Source organism: Delftia sp. RIT313 (assembly GCF_000632165.1).
GTDB classification, from domain to species: Bacteria; Pseudomonadota; Gammaproteobacteria; order Burkholderiales; family Burkholderiaceae_C; genus Comamonas; species Comamonas acidovorans.
Genome location: NZ_JFYT01000065.1, coordinates 1 through 18,833 on the forward strand (window position 1 = coordinate 1; position 18,833 = coordinate 18,833).

Consider the following 18,833-nt stretch of genomic DNA (forward strand, 5'->3'; position numbering starts at 1 on the left):
GCGCGCGCACCAGGGGCTGATTGCCAGCGGTGACCAGTTCGGGGGCACGGCGGGCGCCCCTTTCGCGGTGGCGCAGGGCCCGCGGGCGGCAGGGCATGCGGGGCTGGCGGGGGGGATTGGAAGGGGCGCCGGGGCGCGGGGGCGGCCGGGTGCTGATCGAGGGGGGCGGCGGGCTCGACGGCTCCGCCAGCACCACCCCCCCCCCCTCCCCCGCCCCGGTCACGCACTACGAGAACTTTCCCGTGGCGTCCTGGCTGTGCCCGCCCCGCTTGCGCCCGCCGATTGCCGCGCTCTACCACTTCGCACGCACTGCAGACGATCTGGCCGACGAGGGCGACGCCACGCCGTCCGAGCGCCTGGCCGCGCTGGCCGCCTACCGTGCCGACCTGATGGCGCTGGGCACCGAAGGCGAGGCCTCCATGCTCGCCCGCACGGCCTGGCCTCTTGTCTTTGCAGGGCTGGCGCCGCAAGTACGCGCCCACCAGCTGCCGCTGGCGCTGATGGGCGACCTGCTCAGCGCCTTCGCGCAGGACGTGCACAAGACCGAATCCGGCACCACCTACGCCGACCGCGCCGAGCTGCTTGACTACTGCCGCCGCTCGGCCAACCCCGTGGGCCGGCTGCTGCTGCATCTGTACGGGGTGGATGATGCCGAATCGCTGGCCCGCAGCGACGCCATCTGCACCGCCCTGCAACTGATCAATTTCTGGCAGGACTTCAGCGTGGACCTGCCACGCCAGCGCCACTACCTGACCGATGCAGACTGCGCCGCCCACGGCGTGCGGCGTGAAGACCTGCGCGCCAAGCCCGCTGCACTGACCCCTGCCGTGCGCGCGCTGTTGGCCGACCAATCGGCATGGGCGCGCGCCCTGATGCTGTCTGGCGCACCGCTGGTGCACCGCCTGCCGGGCCGCATCGGCTGGGAGCTGCGTCTGGTGGTGCAGGGCGGGCTGCGCATCCTGGACAAGGTCGATGAGCTGCAGGGCGCCAGCCTCTACCGCCGCCCCACCGTCGGCAAGGCCGATGCGCCGCTGCTGCTGTGGCGCGCCCTGCGCATGTGATGACGGGCCGGCCGTTGCGACACCCAGGCTTTGGCCCCAAGCCGTCCATGGGACAATCCGGCCCCATATGAATCCGGATCAGTACGTCCAAGACAAGGCCGCCGCCTCGGGCAGCAGCTTTTATTACGCCTTCCTCTTCCTGCCGCGCGAGCGCCGTGCGGCCATCACCGCCTTTTATGCGTTCTGCCGCGAAGTGGACGACGTGGTGGACGAAGTCTCCGACCCCGGCGTGGCCGCCACCAAGCTCGGCTGGTGGCAAAACGAAGTGCACCAGGCCTTTGCAGGCAAGCCCTCGCATCCCGTGATGCGGGCGCTCATGCCGCACGCCCCGGTCTACGGCATCGAGGAGCGCCACCTGCAGGCGGTCATCGACGGCTGCCGCATGGACCTGGAGCAGACCCGCTACCTGGACTTCCAGGGCCTGACGCGCTACTGCCACCTGGTCGCAGGCGTGGTCGGCGAAGTGGCCGCGCGCATCTTTGGCCAGACACAGGAAGAAACCACGGCCTACGCCCACAAGATGGGCCTGGCCTTCCAGTTGACCAACATCATCCGCGACGTGGGCGAGGACGCCATGCGCGGACGCATCTACCTGCCCATCAGCGAGCTGCAGCAGTTCGACGTCAAGGCGCATGAGATCACCAAGCGCGAATACTCGGACCGCTTCACCGCGCTGATGCGCTTTCAGGCCGAGCGCGCCCACCGCCTCTACGACGAGGCCCTGGCCCTGCTGCCCGCCGCCGACCGCCGCACGCAAAAGCCCGGCCTGATGATGGCCAGCATCTACCGCACCCTGCTGCGCGAGATCGAGGCCGACGACTTCCGCGTGCTGCACCAGCGCATCAGCCTGCCGCCGCTGCGCAAGCTGTGGCTGGCCTGGAAGATGCAGGCGCTGGGGCGCATGGCGCGGTGAGCAGAGACAGCGCCAAGCACACGCCTCGCGCCGCTCAGCCGCGCGCCGCCATCCTCGGCGGCGGCTGGGCCGGCTTCGCGGCCGCCCTCACGCTGGCGCGCAGCGGCTGGCACATCACATTGCACGAGGCCGCACGCGAGCCCGGCGGCCGTGCGCGCGGCATGGACCTCGACACGCCACAGGGCCCGCTGCGCGTGGACAACGGCCAGCACATCCTCATCGGTGCCTACACCGAAAGCCTGCGCCTCATGCGCGAAGTGGGCGTGGACCCTGAACGGGCGCTGCACCGCCAGCCCATGGCCCTGCCCTATGCCGATGGCAGCGGCCTGCGCTTTCCCGACTGGCCTGCGCCGCTGGATGCGCTGGCCGGCATTGCCACCGCACGCGGCTGGAGCCTGGGCGAGCGTGCAGCCCTGCTGGCGCGTGCCGTGCGCTGGCGGCTGGCGGGCTTTCGCTGCGCGCCGCAGGCCACCGTGGCCGACCTGTGCGCCGGCCTGCCGCAGCGCCTGGTCAGCGAGTTCATCGACCCGCTGTGCATCTCGGCGCTCAACACGCCCATTCACCTGGCCAGCGGCACGGTGTTCCTTCGCGTGCTGCGCGATGCGCTGTTCAGCGGCCGTGGCGGCTCGCATTTCCTGGTGCCGCGCCGTGACCTGGGCAGCCTGTTCCCGGCGCCGGCCGCGCAGTGGCTGCAAGAGCGCGGCCACGCCGTGCGCCTGGGCAGCCGCGTCGCAGAACTGCAGCCCCAGGGACCGCACTGGACGCTGGGCGCAGCCCAGGCCGAAGACGCGCCCTTTGACGCCGTGCTGCTGGCCTGCCCCGCGCCCGAGGCGGCGCGCCTGGCACTCACCGCCGCCGAGCACGACAGCCTGCCTGCACGCGACAGCATAGCCCTGCAGCGCTGGGCGCAGCTGGCCCAGGACCTGCAGCACCGCCCCATTGCCACCGTCTATGCGCAGGCCTTTGACGCCTCGCACACATTGCCCCCGGGCGCGCCCTGGCTGGCGCTGCGCTCCACGCCCGATGCGCCTGCACAATTCGTCTTCGACCGTGGGCAACTCGGCGGCCCGCAGGGCTTGATGGCCTTCGTCATCAGCGACAGCGCATCGGACCGCGAAACCCTGCAGGCCCAGGTGCTGGCCCAGGCCCAGGCGCAGTTGGGCTGGCATGGACTGGTAGCGCTGCGCACCGTGATCGACAAGCGCGCCACCTTCGCCTGCCTGCCGCAGCTGCAGCGCCCCGGCATGGAGTTGGGCCACGGCCTGTGGGCCTGCGGCGACCATGTGGATGGACCGTATCCGGCCACCATCGAAGGCGCCGTGCGCAGCGGCCTGCAGGCGGCCGAGGCCATCGGCCAGGCCCTGGGTGCCGAGGGAAAAGCCTGATCCCCCGGGTATCTCCGTAGCCTGCAGACCCTGGTTTGACAGCAGATTGACAGCCGCCGGCGCCACCATCGCTGGCGCCGCATCCGCTGCCCATTCACTACAACGATAGCCAGGAGACCAGACATGCCTTCGCGCGACTTTCTTCACCACGCAGACCTGCCCCCGCTCGGCCGCCGCCAACTGCTGGCCGGCACGGGCGCCATGGCCCTGTCGGGCCTGCTGCCTGCGGCCGCGCTGGCGCAGGACGCCTGGCCCACGCGCCCCATCCGCTTTGTCGTGCCCTTTGCGCCGGGCGGCAGCTCGGAAATCGTGGCACGCTCCACGGCGGCCGAGCTGTCCAAGACCCTGGGCCAGAACGTCTTCGTGGACAACAAGCCCGGCGCGGCCGGCAACATCGCCATGCAGGAAGTGGCGCGCGCCGATGACCAGAGCACCGTCATCCTGGGCCACATCGGCACCCTGGCCGTCAATCCCTACATCTTCGACAAGCTGCCCTACGACGCGAACAAGGACTTCCAGCCCGTCAGCCTGCTGGCCAAGGTGCCCAGCCTGTACGTGGTCCACCCCGATGTGCCGGTCAAGAACCTGCGCGAACTCATCGCCTACGCCAAGAAAAAGCCGGGCCAGCTCAGCTACGGCTCGGCCGGCAATGGCAGCGCCGGGCACCTGGCCTTCGAGTACCTGAAGATGACGGCCGAGATCTTCATGCTGCACGTGCCCTATCGCGGCACGGGGCCGATGATGACGGACCTGATGTCGGGCCGCCTGGACGCCGCCTCCGTGGGCGCCGCCGCCCTGCTGCCCTTCGTCAAGGCGGGCAAGGTGCGCTGCATCGCCACGGGATCGACCCAGCGCCTGCCCCAGTTGCCCGACGTGCCCACCGTGGCCGAGCAGGGCTTCCCGGGCTTCGAGATGACGCAGTGGTACGGCATGCTCGCCCCCTCCAGCATGACCCGAGCCCACGTGGACAAGCTGGCCGCCGAATGCGCCAAGGCCGTCAAGGCGCCCGACGCGCTCAAGCGCCTGCAGGGCGATGCGGCCGAGCCCATCGGCAGCACGCCCCAGCAGTTCGCGCAGTTCATTGCCACCGAGCAGGCACGCTGGCAAAAGGTGCTCAAGCGCGCCCAGGTCAAGCCGGACTGAGCGCACACGGACTGACACCCCCAGGCACCGGCCCCGGCATCAGCTGGCCGGGCCTGCCTTCTCGGCCATGGCGCGCAGAACGCCCTGGCCGGCCTTTTGCACGTGATCGGCGCTCAGGCGCGCAGCCTGGTCCGCATCGCCCAGCTCTATTGCCGCCACGATGGCATCCAGCTCGGCCAGCGTCTGCGGCAGGCGCCCGGGCTGGGACATGGAGATGCGCCGCAGCACCGTCACGCGGTTGTTCAGCTGCCGCAGCATCTGGCCGGCCACCAGATTGCCGCAGCCCTCGATCAGGATGTCGTAGAACTGGTTCTTGATCGCCAGCAGGGCCACCTTGTCGCTGGCCACGGCGGGCACGGCCAGCTCGCCCAGCTTGGCGCGCAGCGCGGCGCGCTGGCCTGCCGAGGCATGCAGCGCAAAGCCCCGGCTGGCCAGCCCCTCCAGGCTGGCCCGCACCTCGTAGATATCGCGCACCTCCTGCACCGAGATGTCCGTGACCTCGGGGCCCCGGTGCGGAACGATGGTGATCAGCCCCTCGGCCTGCAGGTGCTGCAGCGACTCGCGCAGGCACGAACGGCTCACATCAAGGCTCTCGCACAGTTCGCGCTCGGACAGCTTCTGGCCCGGCGCAAACACGCCATCGAGGATGGCCGTGCGCAGGGTCTGCGTCGTGCGCAGGCGCAGCGACGTTTCTTCGCGGGGGACACGCAGCATCTGGTTCATGGGACGAATCCTACCCGCCAATCCAGGGGCCGAACGGACTGACGGATTGTCATACACACACCTGGCGCGGCAGGCAATCCCGATTTTCATTAAGTAGGATTGTCTGACAATCTGATTAAATCCACTCCACCGAAAGACATCTTCACCGCCTTCCATCAGGAGTTTTCATGACCCGAGCCTATGCACCCAAGAACCCCGCCCTCTTCGACCAGGGCCTGTCCACCCGCCGCGAGGTGCTGGGCGCCGAGTATGTCGATGCGTCCATCCAGAACGCCACGGACTTCAACATCGACATGCAGGAGCTGGTCACCCAGTACTGCTGGGGCGATGTCTGGAACCGCCCCGGCCTGGACCGCAGGACGCGCTCCTTCCTGAACCTGGCCATGATCACGGCGCTGAACCGCCCGCATGAACTCAAGCTGCATGTGCGCGGCGCCATCAACAACGGCCTGACCAAGGAAGAGGTCAAGGAGGTCTTCCTGCAGACCGCCATCTACTGCGGCGTGCCGGCCGCCATCGACTCCTTCCGCGTGGCTTCGGAAGTCTTCAAAGAGATGGACATCTGAGGCACGCAGCATGACCACCATAGGATTCATCGGCCTCGGAATGATGGGCCAGCCCATGGCCCACCTGCTGCACGCCGCAGGCCACGCCCTGGTCATCCGGGACGCCGTGCCCGCCGCCACCGCACGATTCGCGCAGGAGCATGCGGGCGTGGCCGTGGCATCCGGCGCGGCCGACTTTGCCGACTGCAGCGTGGTCTTCACCATGCTGCCCGACTCCCGCATCGTCGATGCCGTGGTCGGCGAACTGGCACCGCACCTGCCGCCCGGCGCCTGCATCATCGACATGAGCTCGGCCGACCCCAACCGCACGCGGGCGCTGGCCGGCCTGCTGGGCGAGCGCGGCATCGGGCTGCTGGATGCGCCGGTCTCCGGCGGCGTCAAGCGCGCCATTGCGGGCACGCTGTCCATCATGGTCGGGGGCGATGCGGACCTGCTCGCCCAGCACCTGCCGCTGCTGCAGCGCATGGGACAGGCCATCACCCATGTCGGCCCCGTCGGCGCGGGCCATGCGCTCAAGGCGCTGAACAACTATGTCTCGGCAGCGGCCCTCATCGCCACGGCCGAGGCCATCCATGCAGGCGCGGCCTTCGGCATTGCGCCGGCCACCATCGTGGACGTGATCAATGCCTCCACCGGCAAGAACAACACCACCGAAAACAAGGCCCACCAGTTCATGCTGAACGGCGCCTTCAACTCGGGCTTCTCGCTGGCGCTGCAGGCCAAGGACGTGGGCATTGCCCTGTCGCTGGGCCAGGCCATGCACACGCCCATGGCACTGGCCGAACAGGTCAGCGCCATGGCGGCCGAGGCTTCCAGGTCCCTGGGACCCGCCGCCGACCACACCGAGCTGTACAGGTACGTGGCCCCGGCCTGAGCCTGCGCCGTCTCGCCGTCGTCAAGGGCCGCATGCGGCCCTTGCCTTACTGCCTCACGCCACCAAACACGCCACCGACAACCGGCCGCACAGAGCCGGCGGCCCCTGCACGCGCCTCCAGGAGACAAACCCATGCGCCCCCTCATCCGCAATCCCTTTGCCCAGACCCTTCTCGCCGCCGCGCTGTCAGCGGCCAGCCTTGCCGCCCTGGCCTTCCCCAACAAGCCCGTCACCATCGTCGTTCCCTACGCGGCCGGAGGCTCCACCGACGTGCTGGCCCGCGTGCTGGCCGAGGCCATGACGCGCGACCTGGGCCAGCAGGTCATCGTCGAGAACCTGGGCGGCGCCGGTGGCACCATCGGCACCAGCCGCGTCACACGTGCCCAGGCCGACGGCCACACCCTGCTGCTGCACAACATGGGCATCGCCACGGCACCCGCGCTCTACAGCAAGCTCGCTTTCGATGTGAGGCGCGATCTGGAACCCATCGCGCTGGCAGGCGACGTGCCCATGATCCTGGTGCGCAGCAAAGGCTTTGCGCCCGCCACGCTGGCGGACTTCATCGCCCACATGAAGGCCAAGCCGGGCGAAGTGCGCTTCTCGCATGCCGGCGTAGGCGCCACCTCCCACCTGTGCGCCATGCTGCTGCTGCAGACCACCTCCACCGAGGCCACCCTGGTGCCCTACCGTGGCACGGGCCCGGCCCTGCAGGACCTGGTGGCAGGCAATGTCGATGTCATCTGCGACCAGCCCGTGGCCACCGGCCCGCACATACAGGCGGGCATGCTCAAGGGCTACGCCGTCGCCACGCGCGAACGCCTGCCCTCCCTGCCCGATGTGCCCACCTTCGCGCAGGCAGGCCAGCCCGGCTTCGAGCTTGCCGTATGGCACGGCCTCTACGCCCCGCGGGGCACGCCCCAGGCCGTCATCGAACGCCTCAACAAATCGCTGCGCACCGCCCTGGCCGAGCCCGCCCTGGTCAAGCGCTTCACGGACATGAGCGTCATCATCCCGCCCGCAGACCGCCTCACCCCCGACGCCCTGCGCCAGCACACCGCCGCCGAAATCAAGCGCTGGGACCCAGTGATCAAGGCTGCGGGGGCCAAGGCGGAATAGAGGCGCAGCAAGGAGCAGGCAGGCCAGGAAGATAGGCGCGCTGAGCAGGGCACAAAAACCCGACGCAGCCCAAAGCCTGGGACACCGAGCAAGGGCCGCCCCGCCGCGAGGGTGTCGTCCCCCTCCCGCGAAGCGAGAGAGGGGGAAGCCGCGCAGCGGCTCAGGGGGTGACGATCATTTTTCCATCCACCACTGGATAACGATCTTGGCGATGTAGCCGACAAAGCCCACACCCAGGCCCAGGAAGATCACGAAGGTGCCGAACTTTCCTGCCTTGGACTGGCGCGCCAGCTGCAGGATGATGAACACCATGAAGAGGATGAAGGCCCCCACGCCATAGGTGAGGAAGAAATGGGCGATCTGTTCTTCTGTATACCCGAATATCACGACAACACCGTCCTACATCCTACCCTGCAGGCCCGGCCGGTCCGGGCCCGCCCGGCTCAACGCGCCGGGAAGGCCGACGCATCGACCAGATCGCGGTACGCGTGCCAGCTCGCGTGCCCAAGCAGGGGCATCACGGCCACCAGTCCCAGCAGCCAGCTGCCCAGGCCCAGCAGGGTCAACAACACAATGAGGGCGGCCCACAGTGCCAGAGGCACAGGGTTGGCCAGCACGGCCAACCAACTGGTCAGCACGGCCTGGCGCACCGTCACCCGCCTGTCCAGCATCAGCGGCATGGCCACCACGCTGGACGCAAAAATAGGCGCTGCCAGAAAACTGCCCAGCGCCAGCCATATCGCAAACAACTGCCCGTCGCGGGCCAGCACCACGTGCTGCACGAAATCCGCCGGGGTGGCGATGCGCACGGGCGAGAGCACGGTGATCAGCGAGGCCGACACCAGCACCCAGCCCGTGGCCGCCAGCGACAGCAGCAGCCCGAACTGCACCAGGCACCAGTAGCCGCCCTGCCCGTCGGCCTTGGAAGCGTGGCCGCTTTGCCAGCGCATCCAGGTGCTGTGCACCAGGGACAGGTCGGCGCGCTCGCCACGCTCCAGCGCACGGCTGATGGCGTAGAGGCTGGTTGCCACGACAGGGCCGACGATCAGGAACCCCGACAGGGCCCCGGCCATCAGCCAAAAGCGATTGTGCCCCAGCGTCAAGATCAAAAACCCGATCAAGGTCAAGACCAGGCCATGTGCCAGGCTCAGCCAGGGCGCCCTGGCCATGTCGCGCGCGCCACGCGCCAGCCAGCTCAGGGGGTGTTTCCAGCCGATGCTGCGCACGGCGGGGAGGACGGGGGGGTGGAAGAAAGCGGTGCTGTGGCTGGTGGGCATGGCATGGCGCGGCTTCGCGGGCAGGCAGGGTCAGCTGTCAGCCAGCCCCTGGCACAACTGCGCAAGGCTGGCCACCGTGACGTGGGGCGTGGACCCCTCGTGAGGCCATGCTACGCCCGTGCGGTTGAGCCAGACTGCGTGCATACCCGCATCCATGGCGCCCAGCGCATCGAGCCGCGCGTCGTCGCCAATGTGCAGCACCTCGTCAGGCGCCACGCCTGCCGCTGCCGCCGCCGCGTGGAAAAAGCGCACATCGGGCTTGGCCATGCCGGCCTTGGTGGCGCTCAGCGCGGCATGGAAATGCTCGCCAATGCCCACCACGTGCACGCTGGCGTTGCCGTTGCTCAGCGCCACCACGGGCCAGCGCGCGGCCAGGAACTGCAGGGTGGGCAGCGCGTCCTCGTACAGGTCCACGCGCTGGCGCTCGGCAAAGAAGATATCGAAGGCCGTTTCCGCCAGGCCGCCATCGTCGCCATTGCGCTGCAGCGCCAGGCGGATGGACTCGCGGCGCAAGCCGCTCAGGTCGTGGGCAAGGTCCGGGCGGTCACGCTCGATCTGCACGCGGATGGCGCGCAGGGTGGCCACGTCGCGCAGCGCTGCGGCCGTGGTGGGCGCATGGGCGTGCAGCCAGTCCAGCAGCACCTGTTCGGCGCGCGAGATGGCTGGCCATACGGGCCACAGCGTGTCGTCCAGGTCGATGGAAATGGCGCGGATGCGGCCGCTGCGGCGCAGCTGCTGCAAGGCGGCCAATGCAGGGTCAAGAGAGGATTCGGCGAGGGGGGCGATGGTGGCTTGGGACATGGTTCGAGCATAGCGAAGGCAGCCGTTGCCGGCTGCAGCCGGGTCATCCGACTCGCGTGGCAGGCGGCTCCGTCCTGCCACAATCGGCCCCATGCCTTCCCGCTTCGCGCCAGAACCTCCATTCCGCCACGACCAACCCCAGCGCACCGCCGTGCTGCTGTGCAACCTTGGAACGCCCGATGCGCCCACGGCCCCGGCCGTGCGCCGCTACCTGGCGCAGTTCCTGGGCGACGACCGCGTGGTCGAGATCCCCAGGATTGCCTGGCTGCCCATCCTGCACGGCATCATCCTGCGCACGCGGCCGGCCAAGTCGGCGGCCAAGTACGCCACCGTCTGGCATGAGAAGGACGGCTCCCCCCTGCAGCACTGGAGCGCGCGCCAGGCCCTGCTGCTGCGCGGCTGGCTGGGCGAGGCCGGGCACAACGTGCTGGTGCGCCATGCCATGCGCTACGGCAACCCGTCCATCCCCAGCGTGCTCGATGCCCTCAAGGCCGAGGGCGCCACGCGCATCCTCATCCTGCCGCTGTACCCGCAGTACTCGGGCACGACCACGGCCAGCGTGTTCGACGCGGTCTACGACTGGGCCCGCACCCAGCGCCACATCCCCGAGCTGCGCTTCGTCAACCGCTACCACGACGACGCTTCCTACATCGACGCGCTGGCCCAGCGCATCGAGGCCCACTGGCGCGGCAACGGCCGTGGCGAGAAACTGGTCATGAGCTTTCACGGCGTGCCCGAACGCACGCTGCACCTGGGCGACCCCTACCACTGCGAATCGCGCAAGACCGCACGCCTGCTGGCCGAGCGCCTGGGCCTGTCGCCCTCGCAATACCTGGTGACCTTCCAGTCGCGCTTTGGCAAGGCCAAATGGCTGGAACCCTATACCGAGCCCTCGCTGATCGAGCTGGCACGCAGCGGCACCAAACGGGTGGACGTGGTCTGCCCCGGATTCACCAGCGACTGCCTGGAAACGCTGGAGGAAATCAGCCAGGAAGCGCGCGAGGCCTTCCTGCATGCCGGTGGCGAGCAGTTCGAGTTCATTGCCTGCCTCAACGACAGCGCGCCCTGGATCACGGCGCTGAGCCGCATCGCCCAGCAGCATATGCAGGGCTGGCCCACGCAGAAGGCGCCGCAGGCCGAACTCGACGCCAGCCTGGAGCGCGCCAAGGCCGTGGGCGCACAGCGCTGAGGCCGTTCTGCATCTTCTGCGCCGCGCCATATAACCCTGCCTCATGAGCAGAATGCATAAGCGTCTTTGTATATAGATGCTGCAAGCGGGACAATTGCACTCCAGTTGCTTGTTCCGCCGGTCTTCCATGACCGGCCCCAGCCATCATGACCAAGACCTTTTCCCCCGCTCTGCGCCTGGCGGCCCCGCTGCTGGCGCTGGGCCTTGCCTGCACCGCCTTCGGCACGGCCCACGCCGCCGAGCCCCTGCTCACCCCTGCCGGCGTGCAGGCCGCCGCCGGCCAGGACGCCGTGCGCATCATCGACATCCGCGACCCCAAGGCCTATGGCGAGCGCCACATTCCCGGCGCGCTCAACGCCCCCTACGGCAAATGGCGCGGCCCCGCCACCAATCCCGGCGAACTGCCCGAGCTGCCCAAGCTCACCGAACTCGTGCAGTCCCTGGGGCTGACGCCGGCCACCCACGCCATCGTGGTCTCCTCGGGCGCGGACGCCACCGACTTCGGCGCCGCAGCGCGCGTGTACTGGACGCTCAAGCTGCTGGGCCTCAAGGAGCTGTCCGTGCTCAACGGCGGCATGAAGGCCTGGAACGAGCAAAAGCTCCCGCAGGACAACGAGGCCGTCAAAGTCGCTCGCAGCAGCTACCAGCCCCAGCTCGACACCAGCCTGATCGCCACGCGCGAGGACGTGGGCCAGCACGTCAGGCTCAGCAACGCCGCCCTGGTGGACTCGCGCCCCGACGCCTTCTACCAGGGCAAGACGCGCGCGCCTGCCGCCAAGATCTCGGGCACCCTGCCCGGCGCGCAGCAGCTGGACTTCAACCAGTGGTTCGTGCCCGGCACCTCCACCTTTGTCGATACGGCCACGGCCAAGCAGATCGCGGCCAAGGTCAAGCGCGAGCAGGGCCAGGACATGGTGGCCTTCTGCAACACCGGCCACTGGGCGGCCACCGACTGGTTCGGCCTGTCCGAAGTCGCGGGCCTGCCGGGCGTCAAGCTGTATGCGGGCTCCATGGTGGACTGGACGCAGCAGGCCGATGCACCGCCCATGGCCAACCAGCCCGGCCGCGCCGAATCCCTGGCCTACGACGCCAAGCAGTGGTGGGAAAAAAAGTTCAAATAAACACCCCTTGAGGCGCTTGCGCGCCTCCCCCCCGTGGCACGGCGCCTCTCTACCCGCTTCGCGGGGGAGGGCGACTGCATGGAGAAAAATGATATGAAACGACTTCCTCTTGCGGCCATCCTGGCCGTTTTCTTTGGCTGGCTGCTGTGGAGCGTCTCGGTGCGCCAGGCCGCGCTGTTCGCCGTGGGCCTGGGCCTGGGCGCGGTGCTGGCCGGCAAGCGCTTCGGCTTCACCACGGGCTGGCGCATGCTGATCGAGGACAAGGACGCCAGCGGCGTCTTCGGCCAGTTGCTGCTGCTGGCGCTGGCCGCCGCGCTGGCCATGCCGCTGCTGGGCCACTATCCCGAACTCACGGCCGCCCTGGGCCCGCCCAGCATCAGCCTGCTGGTGGGCGCCTTCGTCTTCGGCCTGTGCATGCAGATTGCAGACGGCTGCGGCAGCGGCACGCTGTACAAGGCCGGCATGGGCATTCCCATGAACGCGGCCATCCTGCCCGTGTTTGCCATCGGCAGCTTCCTGGGCAGCCTGCACCTGGGCTGGTGGCTGGACCTGGGCAACACCCAGCCCGTGGGCCTGGTCACGGCCTGGGGCTGGGCCCCTGCCCTGCTGGCCACGCTGGCGGCGCTGGCCGTGGTTGCGCTGGGCGTGGCCTGGTATGTGCGTGGCGCCAACATGGCACTCAAGCGCCCGGCCAAGCCGCTGTTCGTGCGCAAGTGGGTGGTGGGCGCGGTGCTGCTGGCCGTGCTGGCCACGCTCAACCTCGTCATTGCGGGCCAGCCCTGGGGCGTGGTCTACGGCTTCGGCCTGTGGGCCGCCAAGATCGCCAACGCCACAGGCGCTGTGGACCTGGCCGGCAACTGGTTCTGGAGCCAGCCCGGCAACGCCGCGCGCCTGCACGAGACCGTTCTGCTGGACGTGACCAGCATCACCAACATCGGCATCCTGGGCGGCGCCCTGTGGGTGGCCGCCGCCAAGCCCGTCAATGCCAAGCCGCTCACGGGCACGCAATGGATGGTGGCCCTGGTGGCCGGCCTGGTGCTGGGCTACAGCTCGCGCCTGGCCTTCGGCTGCAACGTGGGCGCCATGCTCTCGGGCATCTCCACGGGCAGCATCCACGGCTGGATCTGGGTGCCGCTGGCCTTTGCCGGCACCATCTTCGGCCTGCGCATCCGCCGCCATTTCAATTTCTGAGAGGACCCGCCATGACACAGCAAAACACCCTGCGCGCGGTCTTCTGGGCCGTGCTGGTGCTCTTCCTGGCCTGGGACCACCTGCACTCGCCGCGCGTGGACCTGCGCTTCGAGGCGCCGCTGATCGCGGCTGGCTCGGGCAAGGCCACGCAAGGCGGGCACTGCTCGATGCCGGCGGGCAAATAGGTCTGCTGATGGCAGGACCTCACGACTGAATTCGCCTGAATGAAAAAGCCCCTTGGCAGTGCCAAGGGGCTTTTTTGCTTCGCACGCCCCCTCAGGACCAGGTTTTATTTGTCTTGAGCGATGACTCTCAGCAACTCGATGATCTTCTTCCTTTGCTCTTCTTCCACCGCCGACTGCCGGACCCTGAAAACAACGTAGGGGATGATGCAAAAAGCACAGGCCATAGCTGCAAGTGCCGCCTCTTGCGGTGCTCCCTGGACGCCAATGGTTGAGAGCATGAAAAAGACACCCATCACGGCGCCGATGTAGACAACGTACTTCATATTTCTTCTGGAACGAACCTGAGACAAGGATAAAAAATTGAACTGCAACGGGTGAGACGAGGAAGCTGCCTATTTGTGATCCCATCCGACGACATACCCGTCATCCACCGTGATACGCAGCCGATACCGGTTCCGGCCTGAGGGCTGGTACTTCCACACCTGACGATGTCTCGTCTTCATGACCTTGGAGTCGATGTCGACTGGGCTTCCAAGCGAATCGCATAGCTGCTCCTCTGTCTGCCCCTGCCAGAACATCTTTTTCATGATGCGCTCGACAATGTCCGCATCGCCGTACTTCTCCATAAGCCGCGCCCTCTTCTTCTCATTCAAGACATGCGCCAAATAGAAATATCCAACAGCGCCAAGAATCAAGAGAATCAGCAATGTCATGACCATGCCCTCATTCAAATGAACGGCAATAGTAACAAATTAAAACATTGAAGCATGGCGCGCTTCAGGCACCAGCAAACGCTAGGTGACCATCCTGCATCTTGGCAAGCGATAGGGCGAGGAGCGCATCAGAGAGAGAGCAAGGACCACTTCAGGTCCAGCCCGCTGACGTCTCTACCAGAACAGACGACTCGTTATCAACTTCGTGTGAACGTTAACGTTTTCTCGCCCTCAATCCGGCAGCAATCCGAGGACCTTCAGCCACTACGGCACGCTGGGCGCCGGCCCCTCGTCCGCGCTGGCCGTCACGGGCAGCGGCGCGGTTTCCACGTCGAAGCCAGCCGCCTGCCAGGCCTTGAGGCCGCCCACCAACGGGCGCACATTGGCAAAGCCGGCGCGCTGCAGCTGGCGCGCCAGGCGGGCGGCGGATATCTCGTTGGGGCAGTCGCAGTAGATCACCAGCCCGTGGGGATGGTCGTGCTGGGGCAGCAGGTGCGCATGCGACTCACCGCCATCGCGCGGGCGCAGCTCCCAGGACTGGGCGCCGGGGATATGGCCCTGGCGGTACTGCGGCAGGGCGCGCACATCGATCACCGTGGGCTCCATGCCCTGGGCATGCAGGCCCGCCAGTTCGCGCACCGACATGCGCGGCATGCGCAATGAACGCACCATGCGATGGCGCTGCCACCACTTGCGCACGATGAACAGCCCCAGCGCCACGCCCAGCAGCAACAGGCCCCACTGGCCCAGCGCCGTGAGCACGCCCAGCAGGTCTTCCACCGTGGAGCTGAACAGCGAGCCCAGGTACACGGCCGAGCCCACCCAGATCAGCGCGCCCAGCCCGTCATACAGCACGAAGCTGCGCAGCGGCGTGCCCATGACGCCGGCCAGCGCGCTGGCGATGGAGGCAAACCCCGGCACGAACTTGGCCACCAGCAGCGACCTTGCACCCCAGCGGCCGTAGACGGTCTCGGTCTGGCGGATGCAGGCATCGGGCGACAGCGAGATGCGGCAGATGCGCCCCAGCACCCGGTGGCCATAGGCCTTGCCGGCCTGGTACCAGAACAGATCGGCAATCAGCGCCGCGCTCACGGCCACGGCCACCAGCCACAGCAGGCGCACCCAGTCAGCGCCTTCCAGCGCGCCGGTCACGACAAGCACCGGGTAGGCCGGAATCGGCGCACCCAGCTGCTCGACGAACACATTGAGAAAGACGATGCCGAAGCCGTACTCGCGGATCAGCTCCACCAGAAAACCCATGTCAGGCCTCTCTTGCCCAGACGGTGCCCGCGCCCGAAAAAGAAGGCGAGGCTGCACCCGTCGCAAATGCTAGCGCGGCAGCAACATCCGCGCCCGGCCCGGGTTGATGCTCAGCCGCGCTGCAGATGCTCCAGCACCCATTGCCAGTGCGCGGGCACGTTCAGCGCCGGCGCATGGCCGCAGCCGGGCACCTCCTGCCAGTGCAGCAGGCCGCGCGCACCGGGGCCGCGCTTGGTCATTTCCCCGGCCACCTCGGGCAGCACCAGGTCCGAGTCCACGCCCCGCAGCAGCAGCACGGGGATCTCCAGCGCGTCGTAATGCGGCCAGATGCCGTAGTCGTCGTCATGGGCCGTGAACTGCTCGATCATGGCCGGGTCGTAGTGCGGCGTGACGCGCCCATCGGGCAGGCGGCGCACGCTGGTCTCGGTGAGCTTGCGCCACTCGGAGTCGCTTAACCAGCCATAGGGCCGGTAGGCTTGGCGAAAGAACGCCTCCAGCTCGCCCACGGTGTCGAAGGCCGGGGGCTGGCCCGCATAGGCCTTGATGCGCGCCAGCGCCGACTCGGCCAGTTGCGGCGCGTTGTCATTGAGCACCAGCGTCGCAATGCGTGCGCGCAGCGACGGCTCGAACAGGCCCGAGGCGCAGACCGTGCCAATCGCCCCGCCCATGGACGTGCCCACCCAATGCGCGCGCTCCAGCCCCAGCGCATCGAACAGCCCGCGCGCAATGCGGGCGTAGAAGCCCAGCCGGTATTCCTCGCGCGGCGCGCGGCTCCACTGGCTCAGGCCCCGGCCCGGCGTGTCGGGGCAGATCACGCGCCAGCCCTGGCCTGCCAGGAACTGCGCCAGTGCATCCATGTCGCGCCCCGTGCGTGCCAGCCCGTGCCAGGCGACGACGGTGCCCGCTGGCGCCACATCGGGCGCGGGCTGCCAGTCCATGTAGTGGATCTCGTAGCCCGCGCATTGCGTGTAGCAGGAAGCGGGTACGGGCGCGGATGAGGGAGATGCTTTGGAAGCCATGGGAGAAATCTCTGCTGTGCAGGAGCGGCCGGCCGCCTTGGCCGCCGGCCGCTCCAGGGCCTGGCTCACTCAGGGATGCGGATCAGCCCGTCGCTGACCTCGATGGTGTTGGCCGTGCTGGGCCGCGCCACGAAGGGCGGCACCTGGGCCGCCGTGATGGCGGGCGCCGCGCCCGGCTGGCCGCCGCGCGGCGTGGTGCGCACCACCTGGCTGGCGGGCAGCGCGGTGCTGCTGCGCAGGTTGGCCCACACGGCATCCATGGCCTGGTTGAAGTACGGATGCAGCGGCACGAAGCGCGTGTCGAAGCCGGAGAACGGCAGGAAGGCATCGAAGTGCTGGGCATTCACCACCTCGATATAGCGCAGCCGCGTGTTGCTGCCGTCCAGCCCCCGGTTGAGCACCGTGTAGGCGCGCGCATTGTGGTTGACCGGCACCAGCGCATCGCTGCGGCCCGCCACGATGATGGTGGGCTTGCCGCGCAACTTGGCGGTGTGCAGCACCTCGTTGATGCCGGCGCGCACGGCGTCGCTCTGGGCACGCGTGGGCACGCTGCTTTCGGAGAGATTGAAGCCGGTCACCGGATCGAAGCCCGTCACCAGCGCGTGCTGGCACAGCGCGTTATCCAGGCCCAGGTCGGCCACGCGCGTGGAGGGCGACACGGCAAACTGCCAGGCCTTGGCCCCGCCCACCGAGTCGTTGTAGACCACCGTGGCGGGCGTGCCGTTGGCCGTTCCATTGGCCGTGGCAAAGCTCTGGGCCAGCGCGGCCCCCGTGGCGGGCACCACGTCGCCCGTGGCATTGGCGGCCGCAAAGCTGGTGCGGCACAGGTTGGCATCCACGCCAAACCGGCCATAGGCCATGGTGTACATGGCCGACAGGATGGGGCCGTTGCCCAGCGCGTAGTGGGCGTTGTGCATGGCGTCATGGTCGCGCGTCCAGCCGTACAGGCGCAGCTTGCTCAGTGCATTGGCGGCGCGGTCGGCCGTGGTGCTGCCAATGACCAGGCCCTTGGCGGCCAGGCTGGTGCAGCGTGCCTCGGCCCGCGCCGTCATGGCCGTGAGGCCTATGTAGTTGAAGATGGATGTCTCGGTCAGCGCCGCATCGGGGGCCAGCGCCGCGCAGGGCTGGTAGATGTTGCCGTAGGTGGTGTACTCGGCCAGCGTGCGGCCCGGGTTGGGCATGGTCGCATTGCCCACGGCAATGGTGTAGCCCTGGCGCGTGGGCATCTCGGTCACGGGCTCGGAGGCCACCACGCCGTCGATCAGGCCGTCCGCATCCAGCTCGGCCGCACGCAGCACGGCCGCGCCGCCGTTGGAGGCCGAGCCCGCCAGCACCAGCGTGTTGTCCTTGCCGAAGGGCACGGGGTCCTGCGTGGTGCCATAGCGGGCATTGAGCACGTACAGCGCATAGCGGGCCGCGGCCAGCGTGTCGTTGCCCCAGTCCTTTTCGGGGTTCTGCTGGGAATGCGCGTGCTTGATGGCGATGCGGTTGGGAAACGCCGCGTTGTAGGCGGCGCGCGCCGCATCGGTCAGCCGTGCGGCAAAGAAGGACAGGCTGCCCGCATCCGTGCGCGTGGCGCGCGTGCCGTCCAGCTTGTTGACGGTGTCGTCGCTCAGGTTGTGCAGGCCCACGCCCTTGCCCGCATCGGTCAGCGCCACGGCGCAGCCCTTCTTCAGGCCCCACTCGCCCGCCGTGCCGATGGCGCCATACACGCCGCGCGAGCCAGAGGACGGGCCCAGCACGATGCACGGCCGGTTGCGGTCAAAACTGTCCGGCACCTGCACGGCCACCATGGTCTGCTTGCGGCCCGTGCCGTCGTCCAGCACGGCCAGGTACTCGCGCCCGGGGATCAGCCCTTCGCCCGCAGTCACCTGCCCGTCTGCCGTGATGTTGGGGCCGTACAGCGTGCCGTAGCCGCCGCCCGCCGTGGGGTCCAGGATGCCCCGGTAGTTGGAGTACAGCGCATTGCGCCGCAGCTCCGCCGCCGTGGGATTGGCAGGGTCCGCGTACAGGGGCGCGGCTGCGGCGCCCAGGCCGGTCTTGCCCAGGCCGCCCGTCAGCAAGTCCTGCGTGGCTGCCGTGGCGCCCGTGCCGGTGGCCGTGGCCGGATACACCGTGGCGCCCAGTTCGGTAAAGCCCTTGGGCAGATCGTTGCTGGGCTCATGCTCGCCGCTGCCGCAGGCCGCCAGTGCGGCAGCCGCCAGCGCCGTGAAGGCCCAGCGCCAGGGGGTTGCAGGAATCGACGACACCATCTCTTCACGCTTCAACATGCCCATCTCCTTGTGGTAGTTCTCTG

The 18,833-nt window shown here is 68.4% G+C and carries 20 protein-coding genes; 11 read left to right on the plus strand and 9 right to left on the minus strand.

Annotated elements, in window-relative coordinates; all coding sequences use genetic code 11:
- The first annotated feature begins 95 nt into the window (after positions 1 to 95).
- The 4 genes from hpnC (at position 96) to BW39_RS19790 (ending at position 4,502) form a co-directional block, all read left to right on the plus strand.
- Positions 96 to 1,061: a squalene synthase HpnC gene (gene hpnC / locus BW39_RS19775; RefSeq protein WP_442854787.1), complete on the plus strand. Its 966-nt coding sequence runs from the start codon at positions 96 to 98 to the stop codon at positions 1,059 to 1,061.
- A gap of 67 nt (positions 1,062 to 1,128) precedes the next feature.
- Entirely contained in the window at positions 1,129 to 1,974 is an 846-nt protein-coding gene (gene hpnD / locus BW39_RS19780) for a presqualene diphosphate synthase HpnD (RefSeq protein WP_012204489.1), read from the plus strand.
- On the plus strand, positions 1,971 to 3,359 hold the full coding sequence (gene hpnE / locus BW39_RS19785) for a hydroxysqualene dehydroxylase HpnE (protein ID WP_043823844.1): 1,389 nt from the start codon (positions 1,971 to 1,973) through the stop codon (positions 3,357 to 3,359). The genes hpnD and hpnE overlap by 4 nt, the downstream gene beginning before the upstream one ends.
- Positions 3,360 to 3,482: 123 nt before the next feature.
- Entirely contained in the window at positions 3,483 to 4,502 is a 1,020-nt protein-coding gene (locus BW39_RS19790) for a Bug family tripartite tricarboxylate transporter substrate binding protein (protein WP_043823816.1), read from the plus strand.
- Positions 4,503 to 4,541: 39 nt separating this feature from the next.
- Here the strand turns inward: BW39_RS19790 and BW39_RS19795 are convergent, their stop codons facing one another.
- Entirely contained in the window at positions 4,542 to 5,225 is a 684-nt protein-coding gene (locus BW39_RS19795) for a GntR family transcriptional regulator (RefSeq protein ID WP_043823817.1), read from the minus strand.
- Positions 5,226 to 5,392: 167 nt separating this feature from the next.
- On the opposite strand from BW39_RS19795, the gene BW39_RS19800 reads away from it, so the two are divergent.
- The 3 genes from BW39_RS19800 (at position 5,393) to BW39_RS19810 (ending at position 7,781) form a co-directional block, all read left to right on the plus strand.
- Positions 5,393 to 5,791, plus strand: a complete 399-nt coding sequence (locus BW39_RS19800; RefSeq protein ID WP_012204485.1) for a carboxymuconolactone decarboxylase family protein — start codon at positions 5,393 to 5,395, stop codon at positions 5,789 to 5,791.
- A gap of 10 nt (positions 5,792 to 5,801) precedes the next feature.
- Complete coding sequence (locus BW39_RS19805; RefSeq protein WP_043823818.1) at positions 5,802 to 6,665, plus strand: NAD(P)-dependent oxidoreductase; 864 nt, start codon at positions 5,802 to 5,804, stop codon at positions 6,663 to 6,665.
- Positions 6,666 to 6,797: 132 nt separating this feature from the next.
- A complete protein-coding gene (locus BW39_RS19810) occupies positions 6,798 to 7,781 on the plus strand; it encodes a tripartite tricarboxylate transporter substrate binding protein BugD (RefSeq protein ID WP_043823819.1) in 984 nt (327 codons plus the stop codon).
- Positions 7,782 to 7,955: 174 nt separating this feature from the next.
- On the opposite strand, the gene BW39_RS19815 is transcribed toward BW39_RS19810, so the two are convergent.
- From BW39_RS19815 to BW39_RS19825, 3 genes are read right to left on the minus strand one after another with little or no spacing between them, the layout of a single operon-like run.
- Positions 7,956 to 8,168, minus strand: coding sequence for a DUF2788 domain-containing protein (locus BW39_RS19815; RefSeq protein ID WP_012204482.1), 213 nt, complete (start codon positions 8,166 to 8,168; stop codon positions 7,956 to 7,958).
- A 56-nt stretch (positions 8,169 to 8,224) separates the two neighbouring features.
- A complete protein-coding gene (locus tag BW39_RS19820; protein ID WP_043823820.1) occupies positions 8,225 to 9,058 on the minus strand; it encodes a DUF2189 domain-containing protein in 834 nt (277 codons plus the stop codon).
- Between the two features lie 30 nt (positions 9,059 to 9,088).
- Complete coding sequence (locus BW39_RS19825; protein ID WP_043823821.1) at positions 9,089 to 9,859, minus strand: HAD family hydrolase; 771 nt, start codon at positions 9,857 to 9,859, stop codon at positions 9,089 to 9,091.
- 91 nt (positions 9,860 to 9,950) lie between these two features.
- Between BW39_RS19825 and hemH the strand changes: the two genes are divergently transcribed.
- From hemH to BW39_RS31755, 4 genes are all read left to right on the plus strand, one after another.
- Positions 9,951 to 11,048: a ferrochelatase gene (gene hemH / locus BW39_RS19830; protein ID WP_043823822.1), complete on the plus strand. Its 1,098-nt coding sequence runs from the start codon at positions 9,951 to 9,953 to the stop codon at positions 11,046 to 11,048.
- 146 nt (positions 11,049 to 11,194) lie between these two features.
- Positions 11,195 to 12,169 (plus strand): sulfurtransferase, encoded by a 975-nt coding sequence (locus BW39_RS19835; RefSeq protein ID WP_043823823.1) that lies wholly within the window; start codon positions 11,195 to 11,197, stop codon positions 12,167 to 12,169.
- Between the two features lie 93 nt (positions 12,170 to 12,262).
- Entirely contained in the window at positions 12,263 to 13,360 is a 1,098-nt protein-coding gene (locus tag BW39_RS19840; protein WP_043823824.1) for a YeeE/YedE thiosulfate transporter family protein, read from the plus strand.
- An 11-nt stretch (positions 13,361 to 13,371) separates the two neighbouring features.
- A complete protein-coding gene (locus BW39_RS31755; protein WP_192368150.1) occupies positions 13,372 to 13,545 on the plus strand; it encodes a hypothetical protein in 174 nt (57 codons plus the stop codon).
- Positions 13,546 to 13,649: 104 nt separating this feature from the next.
- On the opposite strand, the gene BW39_RS19845 is transcribed toward BW39_RS31755, so the two are convergent.
- From BW39_RS19845 to BW39_RS19865, 5 genes are all read right to left on the minus strand, one after another.
- The gene (locus BW39_RS19845) at positions 13,650 to 13,868 is read right to left on the minus strand and encodes a hypothetical protein (RefSeq protein WP_013803322.1); all 219 of its coding nucleotides are present in this window, start codon (positions 13,866 to 13,868) and stop codon (positions 13,650 to 13,652) included.
- Positions 13,869 to 13,937: 69 nt separating this feature from the next.
- On the minus strand, positions 13,938 to 14,258 hold the full coding sequence (locus BW39_RS19850) for a hypothetical protein (RefSeq protein WP_013803323.1): 321 nt from the start codon (positions 14,256 to 14,258) through the stop codon (positions 13,938 to 13,940).
- 264 nt (positions 14,259 to 14,522) lie between these two features.
- Positions 14,523 to 15,518 (minus strand): rhodanese-like domain-containing protein, encoded by a 996-nt coding sequence (locus BW39_RS19855; protein ID WP_012204475.1) that lies wholly within the window; start codon positions 15,516 to 15,518, stop codon positions 14,523 to 14,525.
- Positions 15,519 to 15,628: 110 nt separating this feature from the next.
- A complete protein-coding gene (locus tag BW39_RS19860; protein WP_043823845.1) occupies positions 15,629 to 16,537 on the minus strand; it encodes an alpha/beta fold hydrolase in 909 nt (302 codons plus the stop codon).
- A 65-nt stretch (positions 16,538 to 16,602) separates the two neighbouring features.
- Positions 16,603 to 18,807, minus strand: a complete 2,205-nt coding sequence (locus BW39_RS19865) for a 3-hydroxybutyrate oligomer hydrolase family protein (RefSeq protein ID WP_043823846.1) — start codon at positions 18,805 to 18,807, stop codon at positions 16,603 to 16,605.
- Positions 18,808 to 18,833: the final 26 nt, after the last annotated feature.